The 15,822-nt window shown below is 55.9% G+C and carries 12 protein-coding genes and 1 tRNA gene; 6 read left to right on the top strand and 7 right to left on the bottom strand.

Annotated elements, in window-relative coordinates; genetic code table 11:
* Positions 1–44 precede the first annotated feature (44 nt).
* Together DWB85_RS16490 and DWB85_RS16485 are read left to right on the top strand one after the other, a co-directional pair.
* A complete protein-coding gene (locus tag DWB85_RS16490; protein WP_117956756.1) occupies positions 45–911 on the top strand; it encodes a TauD/TfdA dioxygenase family protein in 867 nt (288 codons plus the stop codon).
* A 67-nt stretch (positions 912–978) separates the two neighbouring features.
* Positions 979–2,601: an AMP-binding protein gene (locus tag DWB85_RS16485; protein ID WP_117956754.1), complete on the top strand. Its 1,623-nt coding sequence runs from the start codon at positions 979–981 to the stop codon at positions 2,599–2,601.
* Here DWB85_RS16485 and DWB85_RS16480 read toward each other — a convergent pair.
* The 6 genes from DWB85_RS16480 to DWB85_RS16455 all read right to left on the bottom strand — a co-directional run bounded on the left by DWB85_RS16480 (position 2,549) and on the right by DWB85_RS16455 (position 9,721).
* Positions 2,549–3,250, bottom strand: coding sequence for a transposase (locus DWB85_RS16480; protein WP_117956751.1), 702 nt, complete (start codon positions 3,248–3,250; stop codon positions 2,549–2,551). The genes DWB85_RS16485 and DWB85_RS16480 overlap by 53 nt on opposite strands.
* 157 nt (positions 3,251–3,407) lie before the next feature.
* Positions 3,408–5,132 (bottom strand): amidohydrolase, encoded by a 1,725-nt coding sequence (locus DWB85_RS16475; RefSeq protein WP_205422774.1) that lies wholly within the window; start codon positions 5,130–5,132, stop codon positions 3,408–3,410.
* A gap of 130 nt (positions 5,133–5,262) precedes the next feature.
* A complete protein-coding gene (locus tag DWB85_RS16470) occupies positions 5,263–6,531 on the bottom strand; it encodes a hypothetical protein (RefSeq protein WP_162846171.1) in 1,269 nt (422 codons plus the stop codon).
* The gene (trxB, locus tag DWB85_RS16465; protein WP_117956747.1) at positions 6,518–7,462 is read right to left on the bottom strand and encodes a thioredoxin-disulfide reductase; all 945 of its coding nucleotides are present in this window, start codon (positions 7,460–7,462) and stop codon (positions 6,518–6,520) included. Before trxB ends, DWB85_RS16470 begins: the two co-directional genes overlap by 14 nt.
* Positions 7,463–7,508: 46 nt before the next feature.
* Entirely contained in the window at positions 7,509–8,501 is a 993-nt protein-coding gene (locus DWB85_RS16460) for a transglutaminase-like domain-containing protein (RefSeq protein ID WP_117956745.1), read from the bottom strand.
* Positions 8,502–8,503: 2 nt separating this feature from the next.
* Positions 8,504–9,721: an MFS transporter gene (locus tag DWB85_RS16455; RefSeq protein WP_239017358.1), complete on the bottom strand. Its 1,218-nt coding sequence runs from the start codon at positions 9,719–9,721 to the stop codon at positions 8,504–8,506.
* Positions 9,722–9,971: 250 nt separating this feature from the next.
* Here DWB85_RS16455 and DWB85_RS16450 point away from each other — a divergent pair, with 250 nt between their 5' ends.
* From DWB85_RS16450 to DWB85_RS16435, 4 genes are all read left to right on the top strand, one after another.
* Positions 9,972–10,919 (top strand): NAD(P)-dependent oxidoreductase, encoded by a 948-nt coding sequence (locus DWB85_RS16450; RefSeq protein ID WP_117956743.1) that lies wholly within the window; start codon positions 9,972–9,974, stop codon positions 10,917–10,919.
* Positions 10,920–12,323 carry an L-seryl-tRNA(Sec) selenium transferase gene (selA, locus tag DWB85_RS16445; RefSeq protein ID WP_117956741.1) on the top strand — a complete coding sequence of 468 codons (1,404 nt, stop codon included), beginning with the start codon at positions 10,920–10,922 and terminating at the stop codon, positions 12,321–12,323.
* Complete coding sequence (gene selB / locus DWB85_RS16440; RefSeq protein WP_117956739.1) at positions 12,317–14,242, top strand: selenocysteine-specific translation elongation factor; 1,926 nt, start codon at positions 12,317–12,319, stop codon at positions 14,240–14,242. Before selA ends, selB begins: the two co-directional genes overlap by 7 nt.
* 28 nt (positions 14,243–14,270) lie before the next feature.
* Positions 14,271–14,365, top strand: a tRNA-Sec gene (locus DWB85_RS16435).
* A gap of 204 nt (positions 14,366–14,569) precedes the next feature.
* Here the strand turns inward: DWB85_RS16435 and DWB85_RS16430 are convergent.
* Positions 14,570–15,781: an alpha-hydroxy acid oxidase gene (locus DWB85_RS16430; RefSeq protein ID WP_275400744.1), complete on the bottom strand. Its 1,212-nt coding sequence runs from the start codon at positions 15,779–15,781 to the stop codon at positions 14,570–14,572.
* Positions 15,782–15,822: the final 41 nt, after the last annotated feature.

The following is a 15,822-nucleotide window of genomic DNA, read 5'->3' as shown; positions in this document are numbered from 1 at the left end:
GCCGATTCCGGGGAAAGCCCTGAAATCGGTCACGATGAAACGGAATGAGCGGTCACGATCGCCCGGAACAGGCGGTTACGATGAAACGGAATGGGTGGTCACGTTGGTCCGGAATACGCAATCAGGACATCACCCCTGAAAAGCAAATAGAGTTCAGCCGGATTTTCGGCCCACTGGAAATGCACCCTCTTGAGGCCACGACCAGAGTCGACTACCCGGAATTGTTCGTACTTGAGAATGGCGGCGAGAAAGATAAGTTTTTCACTGCCTATTATAAGGGCGAGGAAATCGTAGGGCGCCTGGATTGGCATAAGGATCTGCATTACACGGGGCGTCCCAATCACGGCGCGCTGTTACGCGCGGTAGTTGTTGCCGAGGAAGACGGCCTCACCGGTTTTGGCGATCTTGCCAAAGCTTATGACGCCCTGGACGACGAAACAAAGTCCATACTGGAAAAACTGGAGGTAGCTTATAGTTTCAGCATGCAGCGTCGCCATATGCGCTATGTCGATCTGGAAGGTTATGAACCTGGCCCCTATAGCCCCAGAAAGCCGGCTGATGTCAATTTTCCGGATTTTGTTGACGCTGTGTACCCAGCTGTCGTCACCCACCCCATTAGTGGCCGTAAGATCCTCGAAGTGATTGAGCAGTTCCTGGACCGGGTCATTACCCCGCAGCAATTTGGCCTGTCAAATGACGAGTCCATCGAACTACTGGAACGTTTGGTAGCGCATGCTAAAAAGCCGGAATTCACATATTTTCACAAATGGCGAGAGGGCGACATGGTGCTCTGGGATAACTGGCGAGCCATGCATTGCACAACAGGCACCAAACCTGGTGTAAAGCGGATCATCAACCGCACCACTATCGAGGGTGATGTGACCTTAGGCCGTTCACTGACTTCAGAATGACCTGAGTTGATCATTCAACGGAGCCAACATCAATAGCATTTGCGAACAAACACTTCCGAGGCAGTTCATGAACAAGCTTGATCTCTCTGATACCGCCGAGAGGACGTTCCCACGCATCCTCAAACAGCAGGCTAAAAACTGCGGTGACACACCGTTTCTTGTAACTGATAACACTAAAATTACCTTTGCCCAGGCGGACGCACTAAGTGACAGGCTGGCAGCCGGATTGCAGGGACTTGGTGTGGGTCAGGAAGATATTGTTTCCCTCTTTCTGGGCAATCGCCCGGAAATGGTATTACTGGCGCTGGCCATCAACAAGCTGGGGGCGATCTGGACACCAATCAATGGCGACTACAAAGGTGCGTGGTTGCTGGAAAACCTGCAGATGTCTCGCTCCAAAGTATTGATCACCGATGATCAATACCAGGATCGCATAGCCGAAATTGAAGAGCATCTTGGCACAGACACTATCCTACTTCTTGGCGACGTGGAAGCGAGTGCTCTGAGGCACCCCATTGACTATCAACGGCTACTGGATCAATCAGATACTGCACCCCATTTCGACTATTCCGAACTGCATTATGGTGATAACTGCGCCATTCTCTGGACTTCGGGCACTACCGGAAAATCCAAAGGCGTACTACAAAGCTATAACTGTTGGATACGTCCAATTATTGACGGTTGCAGTATCCAATATGATTCACGTCCTGGCGACAGCATCTACTGTGTGTTGCCGCTGTTTCATACTGCGGCCTGGATTACCTGTATTTATCGCGCATTACTAGAAGGTATCCCTTGCATAATCGAGCCGCGTTTCTCAGTCACAACTTTCTGGGACCGAATCAAACAATTTGGCGCCACACAGACATTCCTCCTTGGCGCAATGGGCGCATTCCTGCTTAATGCACCAGAGCGGGATGATGACAGCGCGACGCCACTGCGACTCGCACAGATCGTGCCGCTGGCGCCGGCCCAATGGCCGGTTTTCGAGCATCGTTTCGGCGTAAAGCTCATTCGCACGGGACTCGGGCAGAGTGAATGCCAACTGATTATGACTCAGATACAGAATCGCGAAGATGTTCCAGTGTATGCGCTCGGCTTTCCGAATGCCGACACCTCTGTCCGCTTACTTGATGATAACGGAAACGAAGTGGCACCCGGGGAAGTCGGCGAGATCTGTATCAAACCGCTAAAACCCTATGTGCTCTTCAATGGCTACTTCAACAACCCGGAAGCCACGGCTGAAGCCTATTTCGGTGACTTCTACCGCAGCGGCGACCTGGCGAGACAGGATCCTGCCACTGGCGCGTATTTTTATGCGGACCGCAAGAAAGATGCCCTTCGCTATGCTGGCCGCAATATCTCAACCCTTGAGGTCGAGAGTGTTGTTCGCCGTCATCCAGCCGTTAAGGATGTCGCTGCCTTCGGCATTACTTCCGAGGAAGTCGAAAGTGAGCAAGAACTGAAGCTGAATATTGTCTTGAAGAACGGCTCAGGCGAATCTGCGGAAGCAATCTGCGACTTCATTAATGACAATGCGCCGCATTATTTCGTACCCCGCTACCTTGAGTTTGCCGAATCATTGCCCTACACCCCAACCAACAAAGTTCAGAAATTCAAATTGCAGGATCAGGGTGTTAACGAGCACACCTGGGATTTGAAAAACTCTGGTTATGTGGTACGAAAGTAAACTCAATATCCAATAGCTCACCGTAAAAAATATACAGTGGCAGGTAGCAAAAACACCGGTAGTAACCGTGGAAGAAACGGCCCTCCTGGTGACCGTGTAGAGGATCGTCCGTGGCATCCAGATCCAGCCAGATCTCCCGCGGTGGCTTCCCGTGGGACCCGATGAACAGATCCACCAACAGCCGGTCCAGTGACGCCGGATCCGCCGCAATCCTTTTGTAGCGGTCAGTCGCCACCGAAGCAGGATCACTGAGTTCCAGGCGATTGAGGGTGGAGGAACCGGCCAGGGGGTTGCCGCGATCCTGTTCCCGTTCGCGGTGTTCACCGGTCAGTTCCTGGTTGCCGACCAGCAGTGCCAGGGCACTGTCCGCCCGCAGTACATCGTGGTCATTGAGATCCTCATAGCCCAGGGCCAGGCCATAAACTCGCTGTGCCACCAGGGCGTGAACGCTGTGTTCGATGCTGTTGGGATTGCGGTAATCGGTGAAGCCACTGGCCATCCGGTTCAGCAGACCGATACGCTGGTCGACCTCCCGCAGCAATAATCCACCGCCATCGGAGGTAATCCGGCCGCCATCGAAGCAACCCACCACATCCCGGCGTCCTAGAGCGCGAAATTCAAGCTGAGTGGGATTACACTGTGTATTCATAGGCCTCTGCCTCTCGTGCTTCGTAAGTGCCTGTCAGCTCTTACTTTATGCACCAGACAGAGGCCTATTTCAATTCAATGGTGAGATTTGCGGGCTGATGTGTCAACTTCGTACATTTAACTCTGCTGCGGCTGGTTCGACCCCTGGGCGCCCTATCCTAGCGGGGATAAATCCTGTGGCCTTCCTTATAGGTCGCGACAACCTGGATGTCCCTGATAGCCATTGGGTCGACAGTGAGGGGGTTGGCATCGAGCACCACCAGATCGGCCAGTTTGCCCACCGTTAGAGAGCCCTTGCTGTCCTCTTCACGGTTCTGAAACGCGCCGTCCAGGGTAATCGCTCGCAGGGCCTGTTCCGGTGTTATGCGCTCCTTGGCGCCGATGACCTGCCCCGAGCGGGATACCCGGTTGACCGCGGTCCACATGGTAAACAACTGGTTCATTGGCGTGACGATATAGTCATTGTGATTGGTAAATCGGATACCAAGCTCTGCAGCCGTCTTCATGGGGCTGAGGAAATGGGCGCGTTCAGGCCCCAGGTTCTTCACGTGAACGTCACCCCAAAAGAATGCGTGATTACTGAAGAAGGATGGCACCATGCCGTAACGCGCATAGTCCTCCAGTTGATCGCGCCGAACAAACTGGGAATGGATAATCACCGTGCGCGGGTCATCCCCTGCCTTGTCCAGGTGCTTCTTGTGGGCGTTCAAAACGATGTCCACCGCTGCATGGGCATTAGCATGGACAAAGGCACGCATGCCAGCGCTGTAGACGGACTCCACCAGGTGCTCTATCGCTTCCGGGGGTTCGGTGGGCTCCCCGCGCCAGCCCGTTTCGCCGCCGGGCCCACCGGTGAGGTAGTGCTCACTGAAGAACGCTGTCTTACCCTGGGGTGAGCCGTCAGTGAGTATCTTGATGCCTCCCAGCTTGAGGCGGCCGTCGTAATCGGCATATTGCTGTTGGTCAGCAGTAAATTGTGCCAGCTCTTCTGCGTTTCCCAGCGCAACCAGGTCAAGGTAGAGGTCCCCGCGCCGGGACGCTTCATTGAACAGGGCAAAGTTTGCCGCGCTGGTTGCGCCATCCTGGGCGGTGGTAACGCCGTTGCTGGCGTACAAAGCCTGCGCCAACTTGATGTTCTCGAAACGAGCCTCCCCCTGCGGTTGCGGCAAGGCCCTGGCTGCGGGAAACCAACCGGTTTCCATCACCAGGCCCAGCGGCTCATTACTGCCTTCGCGCCGAACGATCACGCCACCGGCTGGGGTCGGGGTTGTTTCGTCGTAACCGATTGCGGCGAAAGCGCGACTGTTCAGTACCGCACCGTGAAAGGAGACATGGATGGCGATAACCGGGGTTTCCGGAAAAGCTGCATCGAGATCATCCCGGGTCATTTCGCGCCCGTCAGAAAGCGTATCGGCATCGTAGCCGAAGCCCACCAGCCAGTCGCCCTCGCTGGTCCCATTGAGCTCTGCCTGGGCCTGCAATTGGGCGACGACACCCGCGATGTCCCTGGCCTTTCCCACCGGGGCACCGGAGAGGTTAGCCCAATTGGCGGACGTGGTGGCCATGGAGAAGTGGCTATGGCCGTCGATAAAGCCGGGTACCAGGGTACACCCTTGCAGGTCGATCACCTCGGTCCGGGCAGTCTTCAATGTCTCGATGGTCGCCTCGGAGCCCACAGCCAGGATTTTCCCATCGCCAATAGCGATCGCCTCAGCGCTGGGCTGCGCTGCATCCATAGTGACAATGGGGCCACCAATGAAAACCAGGTCCGCCGCGGCTGCGGCTGGCGTTTTCAGGCTATCTTCATCCCGGGCGCAACCGAGCAGGAGTGCCGATAGAGCAAGCAGGGTTATCCCGGTGCGGGCCAGATGGTTGTCGATCACTGTTCAAACCTCAGTTGCTTATGTGTAGCGCATCAACCAGGGCGTTGAACAGTGAACAGTAACACAATCGCGCTGGCAACACCTTGCTACTTTATTACTTAAACAAGGCCCGTGAGGGAATCAGTGCGATTCAGAAATAGGTCCGAATCGCAAAGAATGACGTCCAGCCGGAATACACATCCCGGCTACCGGAATTGATGTCGTCGTACTCCAGGCCCAACATCAACTTCAGATTATGCTTCCAGAGATAATAGTTCAGGCCAAGGTAACCACTGTGGTGCTTGTCTCCCCGCCCGCCCAGCGGAATGGCTATGTCTTCCTCCGCTGTTTCAGAGCGGCGTACATAGCGGCTGTTGAGGCGTATACCCTCGGCCTCCTGGGCTGCCTGGTACTGGTAGCGCGCCACACCCTCGAGACGGTCCTGCCATAACCACACCGTAGGTAGAACAACGATACCCCAGAAATCCCCCTGTCGTTCATCAGCCTTCTGCCGTCCAGCGCTGTCGAACTCGCCGTTATCGCCGTAGATCCCCTCCAGCCGCATGGTCCAGTCGCCGCTGCCGAAGCGGGTGGACAGTGAACTGGCCCACTGCAGACCATTGGCAAGAGCCTCCTCACCGGCTTCCGTGTCCTGGTAGAACATCGTCCACAGCAGCTCGGATTTGTCAGCGGCACTGGAGGCAGAGCGATCATAGAGAAACTTCAGGTAGAAAAGCTCACCGTCATCCCACTGGGCCCAGTAGTCGTGTGTGCTAGTGCTGAACACCCCTGCAGTGGACTTCAGCGCGCCCTTCGACCATTGTGCATAGGCTCCGGTGGGGTTGGAAAACGCGCCGTCATAGGGCCAGATTTTGTTGGAGATCGCCGAGCGCTCAACCGTATGAATCTTCTTGGAAGATACATTCCATTCTTCGCTCATATTGACCTCTCGGACCCCGTAACCCACTGTCAATTGGCTGTCGCGATTCCAGTTTGACAGTTTATGCAGATCCGCACTGACGGTCAGGTCCCACATCTGCTGAAACTCGATATCCCGGTCTCTACCATTATCACGGGCGACATTGGCCTGGCCACCGATGCGCATAAAACCCAGGGCGTTTACATAGGCGCCAACATAGAGGCGCCGCAGTTCGTCTTGCCAGCCACTGTGAAAACTGTCACCACCGGCTTCACCGTCAACATAGCCCAGTTGGTATTGCATGCGCCCCACCAGCGTGAAGGACTGGATCAGTTTAGCGTCGTCGTTAGCATAAAGCTTGCCTGCATCAGTATACCCTGTGCATGCCTCGCCACAGCCCGGGCTAGCCGCCATGCTGGCTAATGGCAGCAGCGTCAAACAGAGCGTGGCAAGGAAGAGCTTAACTAACGGGTAGGCGGCAGCGGGTCTACACGCCATCATCGAGGTACTTCTCCGCATCCAGCGCCGCCATACAACCAAAGCCGGCGGAGGTTACCGCCTGGCGGTAAATATGATCGCCCACATCGCCTGCGGCAAACACACCGGGCACACTGGTGCCGGTGGCATTGCCCTCAAGGCCGCTGTTGATGATGATGTAACCGTCTTTCATGTCCAGTTGGCCGGCAAAAATATCGGTGTTGGGCTTGTGGCCAATGGCGACAAATACACCAGCCAGATCAATGTCGGTGGTGGCGCCATCTTTTACCGACTTGATGCGCATGCCGGTAACACCGGAGTCATCACCCAGCACCTCGTCCAGGGTGTGGTCCCACATGATGGTCACATTGCCATCTTTCTCACGGGCGAGCAGGCGGTCCTGCAGCACTTTTTCCGAGCGCAATGCGTCACGGCGGTGCACAAGCACTACCTCGGAAGCGATGTTGGAGAGGTAGAGGGCCTCTTCTACCGCGGTGTTACCACCACCTATTACCGCAACCTTCTTGTTGCGATAGAAAAAACCGTCGCAGGTGGCACAGGCACTCACCCCCTTACCCATAAAGGCTTGTTCGCTGGGCAGGCCCAGGTATTGGGCGGAAGCGCCGGTAGCTATGATCAGTGCGTCACAGGTATAACTGGCGGTACCCTTCAGTATCATCGGCCTGGTGTTCAAATCCACCTCGTCGATGTGATCGAAAATGATCTCAGTGCCAAAGCGCGCGACGTGATCCTGCATATTCTGCATCAATTCAGGGCCCTGCAATTCCGCGTGGCCGCCGGGCCAGTTCTCTACTTCGGTGGTGGTTGTCAGTTGCCCACCCTGTTGCATGCCAGTGATTACGACCGGGTTCAGGTTGGCGCGTGCCGCGTATACCGCTGCAGTGTACCCAGCAGGGCCCGAGCCCAGGATGATAAGACGATGATGTGATGTCATGGATAATTCCTATTGTACGGGGAAGGTCGCGTCACTACCGACGTATCTATGACTCGCCCTTGTAAGCCAATGTGGGCTCGGAAAACTCACGATAGCTGAACCGGGTGTTGACTTTACCCTGCCATGGCTTCCCTCCAACTTCCACGTAAGGGTAAATAAAGTAGTTGAGAGGCTGCTTCTCGCTCGCCTCACTCACAACCAGGTCGCGCCCGGTAGTAAAGTGGATACGATCTGCAGGATGGGTACCGTAGAACAGCTCCCGCTTTTCGGGGTGCTTGGCTGCCTCGGAGGCGTCGATCGGTATCCAGCCCTCGCCGGGAATATAAAACTGCACCCAGCAGTGGTAGCCGCCTACATCGCCTGCAGGGCGCGCCTGGGGCACCGGAAAGCCGATCTCAAAACGAGCCGGAATCCCCTCGCTGCGGGCAAGCGCCACAAACAATGCGTGAAAATCGGTGCAATTGCCGTAGCGCTCGCTGCAGGCCCAGAAGGTATCGCCATTGCCCCAGCCGGTGCCGACTTTTTTGTACTCCACATTATCCACAATCCAATCGTAGATGGCTCTAGCGGTGGCGGAAGGTGAATCATCGCTGCGCTGTAAGTGGATCTCCTCCAGTATCGGCTGAAGAACCTCATGCCCAACAGGAACCAGGGCGTTGGGCGCCAGGAACCGGGCCCTTTCGGCGTCGCTGAGTGCCGTTTCACTACCTGCCCGCACCGTATTGCGAACAACGGTCCAACTCAGGCTGGCCTTGATCGGGGCATCCGAGCCCGCGGGCCTGGTAATACGGTAATAGCCGTTGTCGTAGTTTTTCTCGACACCGGTCTTGCCAGGCACAGATGACTCCAAAGCCTGCTCAAGAATACGCTGGTCTGCATGCTCAGCGGGCAGCGGGATGTAGATGTCCACCGCTTCTCCCGCGGGCAGATCACCGGACACAATTTCATAGGTAAATTCGAATACCCTCTGCTCGTCCCCGATTGACTGCAGAGGCAAGCTGGCAATAAGCGACGCGAGGATAACTGACAAAAAACGCATTTCTAGGACTCCTGAGACAGACGAAGTGGTACGAGAAGAATAGCGGCCACTGCCATCAGGGCCGCCGAAATCCACAGGCCGAGGCTGAAGCTGCCCGTGACATCGAACAATCTACCCACCAGGGGAAAGCCCATCATCACAAACAGCGTAATAATAGGCCCCATCAGGCCGAAGGCACGGCCGTAGCTCTGCAGGCCGAAAAGATCTGCGATCAGGGCGCCCCACACGGGCAACATACCGCCCGCAGCCAGGCCCAGGGAGATACAAGCCAGCACGATCACGTAGTAGGCGGGTTCCAATGCCAACAGGACTAAACCTGCCGCCTGCAGTAGCTGCGCTGCCCACAGCGCCACCTTGTGGCCGACCTTGTCGGCGGCCACGCCAAATATCAGCTTGCCCAGGAGACCACAAACCGCAATGATCATAATCAGGCCGGATGCAGAGACCTCCCCGTGCCCAAGCAGCTTGGCATAGGGTGTCAAATTGGACAGAATCGCGGTGTAGGTACTGAAAAGAGGCCCGAGTGAAACCGCAAGCCACCAGAAATTGGCGTTACGCAGGATGTATCCCAGGCCAAGCTGCGCCGCGGCGGCATCGGCGTCGGCGCCCTCCCCCTCTGCTGACAACTCTATACCGACCTCGGAGGGCCAACTGCGTATGGTCCACAGAACCACCGGCAGCACGATAAGCAACATCACTATAGACAGATTCTCAAGAGTGCCGCGCCAGCCGTAGTCAGGGAGCCAATATGTGACCAGCCCAGGAATGAGAACGCCACCCACGGAGGTACCCGTTGCGGCAATTCCAAGCGCCTTGCCCCTGTTATCGATAAACCAGCGAGATACCACCGCTGAGGAAATCATGGCGCCCGCCAGTGCATTGGCCAGGGCCATGGTGATGCCGAAAACCACAATATACTGAACAATCGTCGTGGTCTGGCCCAAAAGCCACAGCCCCAGTGCGAAAAGCACAATACCTGCGGCGAACAGCGCTCGCAACGACAGCTTGTCTAGCAACACGCCGGCTACTGGCATGGCAAAGAGGCCGGCAAATGTCCCCAGAGTCAGGCTGTACATAACCATTTCGACGCTAACGTCGAAACTCTCTTGCACGGGCTGTGTGAGGAGACTGACAGCATAAGTAAAAAAGCCGATAACAAAGGCCTGCGAGAGGAAACTACCGCCAACTATTCGCCAACCATAAAACATCACTTTACTCACTAGAGACTAGACAGGTGTTCGAATGTGCTTTCGGGTGCTACACATTTTCGACTGGCGCGAATTATAGTAATGATCTCCACGCCGCGCTTAGTACACCTGTATGAATGACGTCGCTAGAGACCGAAGAATCTTTGAGTATCTGTAGACGAATAGCCATACCGTCCTGTTAGTACATCTGTACGATACACCTGGGTTATGTTCGGCCTATACTCTATGCACACCGGAACCGGATGTAATTCCGCTCCATTCGATGGATACTGACATGCGACTGGCCCTACAATCAGAAATTCCAGGACTGATCGAACAGCTACAAAGCCTCGATCGGAATATACAGGCGTTTGTTTTGCCCGGCACCGATGACCCCGGAGAACGCGTAGCAGCTGACGCACTCCTCGTCAGCGCTGCCGGAGGCACCGACCTGCCGAAACTCGTCAATAACTGCAATGACTTGCGCTGGGTACATATCCTGGGAACCGGCGTTGATAAATTTCCGCTTCATCTGGTCAAGGAAAAATTGGTCACTTGCTCCCGCGGCGCAACCGCAGCTCCTATTGCCGAGTGGGTTATGGCCATGCTTCTCGCACATGAAAAACAGCTACCAGATAGCTGGGTTACCAAACCACCCGAGGCCTGGTATATGGCAGACCTCGGGTGCCTTGAAAATAGCACCCTGGGGATTATAGGCTTTGGTGCGATCGGCCAGGCTATAGCCAGACGAGCCCTCTCTTTTGACATGAATGTTATAGCCAAGGTACGTACCCATCGCTCAAGTCCTGTCCCAGGTGTAACACTGATTGAGGACCTGAATGACCTGTTACAACAGTCAGACCATGTGGTGCTAGCGCTGCCCTCCACACCCGAGAGCGACGGTCTTGTGGGAGGCCAAGCCATGCAGGCAATGAAACCGGGTGCTCACCTGGTAAACGTATCCCGCGCTAACCTTGTTGACCAGGAAGCACTACGTGAAAACCTGGATAATGGCCACATAAGCCGCGCCTCCCTCGACGTCGTGGAGCCCGAGCCCTTGCCTGCCAACCACTGGATATATCAACATCCGCAAGTTTTTCTCAGCCCCCATATCTCCTGGAGCGGCCCGAATATGATTGAGCGCTTGATGGCGCCCTTCTTCGCCAATGTGAAGGCCTTTTCCAATAACCAGCCGCTTCAGAACGTCGTGGATACGACAGCGGGTTACTAGATGACTGGACATCGAGACGCCAGAAGCGAACTACCATCGGTTGACCGAGTACTGCAGGCATCGCAGGACCTCGTCTCGCGCTGGGGACATCAGGCGGCGAGCGATGCCATACGAAAGCACTTACGCAGAATCCGCGAGGATATCACTGCAGGAAAAACTCCTGACTGGAGTATCCCAGCGGTTCACGCCGCGGTAAACGCGGCACTGTCTGCCAGTGACACCAATGGTCTGCGGCCAGTCATCAATCTCTCGGGGGTCGTCATACATACCAACCTTGGCCGTGCATGCCTTCCTGCTGGTGCTGCCGAGGCGGCCAGCCAAGCTGCGATGCTACCCAATAATCTGGAGTTCGACCTCGAAACCGGCCAAAGGGGGAACCGCGACAATCACATCGAGTCGCTGATCTGCGAGCTCACGGGCAGTGAAGCCGCAACGGTTGTCAATAACAATGCCGCAGCCGTCGTACTGGCCTTAAGCACATTGGCAAAAGGACGTGAAGTGCCCGTATCCAGGGGCGAACTGGTCGAAATCGGCGGCTCGTTTCGCGTGCCCGAAGTGATGGAGTCCTCAGGCTGTACCCTGGTAGAAGTTGGCGCAACCAATCGCACACACCTAAAGGACTATCGCTCAGCAGTTTCTGCGCAAACCGCCTTACTGATGAAGGTGCACACCAGCAATTACCGGCTCGAGGGATTCACACAATCGGTGGACGAGAAAACCCTCGCCGAACTGGCGCATGAACACAAGCTGCCCTGCATGGTAGATCTCGGCAGCGGCTGCCTGATCGACTTCGCCGATCTGGGCCTGCCTGGAGAGCCAAAAGCCTCTGATTACATCGCCAACGGCATAGACCTGATTACCTTCAGTGGCGACAAACTACTGGGCGGACCACAGTGCGGCATTATAGCTGGTAAGAAATCACTGCTCGACCGTATCTGTAAGAATCCGCTGAAGCGTGCCCTGCGCGTGGACAGCATGATACTGGCGGCATTGTCTGAAGTGCTCAAGCTTTACCGTCACCCAGAGACGCTGACGCAGACGCTACCGACACTGCGACAACTGACACGCCCGGCAAGCGACATCGAAGAACAGGCAGTGCGGCTGTGCAGTGAGCTTGCCAACCATCTACCGCAGGCCTACCGGTCGGCCACAGCCCCCTGCTACAGCCAGATTGGCAGCGGCGCCTTACCGGTCGAAACCATTCCCAGCTTCGCCATCGCCATTGAATCAGCCGAGGACCGCGACAGCGATCTGAGGCGCCTGGCGACTGAACTGCGCAAGCTGCCACGCCCAGTAATTGGCCGCATACACGACGGAAGATTATTACTGGACCTGCGCTGCCTCGACTGTGAATCACTTTTCCTGGAACAGCTTCCACTGCTAGAGAATGCGCTCGCATGCTAGTCGCCACAGCAGGCCATGTGGACCACGGCAAAACCAGCCTGGTACAGCGCTTGACCGGCACCAATACAGACCGGCTGGAAGAAGAGAGGCAGCGAGGGCTGACGATAGAACTTGGATACGCGTTCAGTGAAGCCGGCGGAGACGAGCCCATTGGCTTCATAGACGTGCCAGGACACCACCGCTTTATCAACACCATGATTTCTGGGATCAGCGGGATCGACCTTGGCATGCTGGTAGTGGCGGCAGACGATGGGCCGATGCCCCAAACTCTCGAGCACCTGCAACTTCTGCGCATTCTGGGTGTAAAGAGATTTGCTGGCGTCATCACAAAGTGCGACCTGGTCGACGGTGATCGACGGAAGCGGGTTGTAGAACAAACCAGCGCACTGATTTCCGGCTCTCCCCTGTGCGAAGTCTCGAACCGCAGCGGGGAAGGTCTGGATCAACTGAAGTCACTTTTGCAGGATCAACTGCATGCCTTGCCCCAGCGTTCAACCGAAGCACAGTTTCGATTGTGCATCGATCGGGTATTTACCAAGAAAGGCTCAGGCCTGGTGGTGACGGGCACCTGTTTATCTGGCTCCGTTAATACCGGAGACGAGCTGAAACTGCATTTGTATGCTGAGAACAATAACCAGGAGATTATGGTACGGGTACGAGAGATTCATACCCAGGGAAAACCTGCAACTGCAGGTCACGCCGGGCAGCGCTGTGCACTGAATATCGCCGGAAAGGTGTCTGTGGAGCGTGTAAACCGTGGAGATTTTCTGTGTGCGCACCCCACTGCCCTGCCCAGCCGCCGGTTGGATACCCGCTGCTGGACGGTGGAGGGGCCGCGCCATTCATTAAAACACCTTGGCAGGGTAAAGCTTTACATTGGCACCCGCCGCATAGGCGCGAAGACCTACTTTCTCGACCGCAACGAGGGCAAGGACTCGGCCCAACGCATCCAACTGATCCTTGATAAAAACCTGCTCGCTTTTGCCGGCGACCGCTTTGTGCTTCGGGATGACAGTGAGAGTACGACGCTGGGAGGCGGCGTCGTTATCGACCCGGACGCACCCCAGTGGGGGAAGTCACGCAGGAGCCGCCTCAAGCAGCTCGACGCACTGGAATTGGGACGACCCGAAGCGGCACTGGAGCAAATGCTGTTTAGCAACGGTGATATTGTAAGTCTCCCGCAGTGTAGCCGCATCTGGAACCTGTCGCCGGCCGAACTGGACGATTTGCTGAGCCTACCCCAATTTGACGACCACAACCTAGTCAGGATACATGTCGATGGCGATGACACTCTCGTCGCCAAAAAGCAGTGGCAAGACTATGTTAACTGTATGGATCAGCGCCTTGCACAATGGCATAGCGGACGCCCCATGGAGCCCGGGATACGGCCGGAGTTGTTACAAAAGCTGGTCTACCCCCACATACCGACCAACCTGTCCAGGGCCGTGCTCGAAGATCGTATTCGCGCAAAGCAGATCGTCCACCAGGACCAACTGGTGCGGGCTCTAGGGCACAAACCCACCCTGTCTCACCAGGTACAGCGCCAATGGCAGCAACTAGAGACGCAGATGCAAGCCAGGGGGCTGAATATTCCCCTGCGTTCAGAGCTACAGCGGGATACGGGCTTTGATGCCAGGCAGCTGGAAATGCTGACTCGCCCCGCTATCAAGAAAGGTGACCTGTTTGAGATCGGCGAAAAACGCCTGGCGCTACCAGCCACTATCAGGGAACTAGCCAGGCTGACTAATCAGTTCACTGACACGTCAGGCGGTATCTCGGTGATCGAAGCAAAGCAGGTTTTCGGCCTGGGCAGAAATCTGACCATAGAAATACTCGAGTTCTTTGATAAAATTGGCTATACAAAGAGGAGCGATAATTTGCGCATTATCTCAGATCCAAACGCTATCGAACTGAGATAGCAACGCTGAACACAATGTCAGTTACAAGGGAAGAGCGATATCCCCGGTGGGGTGCCTGGTCTTCAAAACCAGTGAGGCGCGCAGTAACGTGCCTGGTAGGTTCGACTCCTACCTCTTCCGCCACTCTCTTGCATCGACAGTGCGGCTTCCAACTATTGCTATGACGCGGGGCGATCTGCTGCTATTACTGCGGAAAGTCCTGCAGTAACCGCGGGCGAATAATGGACGTCCACACGAGTGGGTCTTCGCTGCCGCGTTTCGCTATTTCCTGATAGAGCCGAAAGCCGGCCCAGCCCGCGGCCAATAAGGTCAGACCAAGCATGCGGGTCACAACTCGCTTAGTAGATAGTTTCCCCAGCAAAGATCACCCGGTTTGCGCCTATCGACGAAATCCTTCGCGGGGTGAACGAAACCGCCGTGTATATCGGCAATGCTGGTAACCCCCATCAGTGCCATGTTTCGCTCCATTTCGGCCTTAAGAATCGCCAAAGCCCGCTCTACACCCAATTGCCCGCCAGCCGCCAGCCCATAAACATAGGACCGGCCAATCATGCAGGCAGTGGCCCCCATCGCGATGGCCTTCAACACGTCAACACCACGACGAACGCCACCGTCTACAATCACTTCCGCCCGATCACCCACGGCTGTGACCACTGCCGGCAACAGGTCGATAGGGGCTGGGGCCGCGTCAAACTGCCTACCGCCATGATTAGACAAGATAATCGCCGTGGCACCGTGCTCGACTGCTAATCTCGCATCTCCCGGCGACAACACACCTTTCACCGCCAGTGGCCCATCCCAGCGCTGCCGCAGTCGGGAGATGTCTTCAAAGGTCAGGTCACAAGCCGGACCGGCTTCCATCATTTCCAGATCGCTGGGTGGATGATCAAACAGACAGGCGCCGGGCGTCGGCCTGTTTTTGACAAAATGTAACAGCCAACGCGGATGACTGAGAATGCTCAAAATCGAACTGAGGGGCATTTTGGCCGGTGGCGGCATGCCCATGCGCAATGCCTTCTCTCGGCTACCCTGCACAGGCGTATCCACGGTTACACATAACGCGCTGAATCCGCATGCCTTCGCCCGATCGGCTAGCGCATAGGCTCTTTCACGGTCTGCCGGAATATACAGCTGCATCATTTTGGGTCCGGTAGAGGCAGCAGCTATCTCCTCCGGTGTCGATGAACCCCAGGTGGATAGCGAATAAAACGTTGAATAGGTTTCTGCAGCCGCCGCCGCGGCTAGCTCACGCTGGTGATGGAACATTCCGCAAAAGCCGACGGGCGCCAGCAACAGTGGCATATCGAGCTTACTGCCCAGCACATTTGTCGATGTGTCAAGTTGACTGACATCGCGCAGATAGTTGGGTATCAGCTGAACGCGAGAGAAGGCATCGCGGTTATTCGCAAACGCCTTTTCATCCTCTGCGCCGGCCCTGAGGTACTCATACATAGGCGCGGGCAACCGACGCCGCGCCAATCGATGTAGATCGTCAATGGTTACGCAGTTATCAATGGCACGAGACGGCCTACTACTCACGGTGTTCTCCGGAGGTCAAAGCGCTTACGCGATGAAAACAT

Origin of the sequence: Seongchinamella sediminis, from assembly GCF_003457605.1 — a bacterium.
Classification (GTDB): domain Bacteria; phylum Pseudomonadota; class Gammaproteobacteria; order Pseudomonadales; family Halieaceae; genus Halioglobus; species Halioglobus sediminis.
This window is presented reverse-complemented; position numbering and strand designations above follow the sequence as displayed.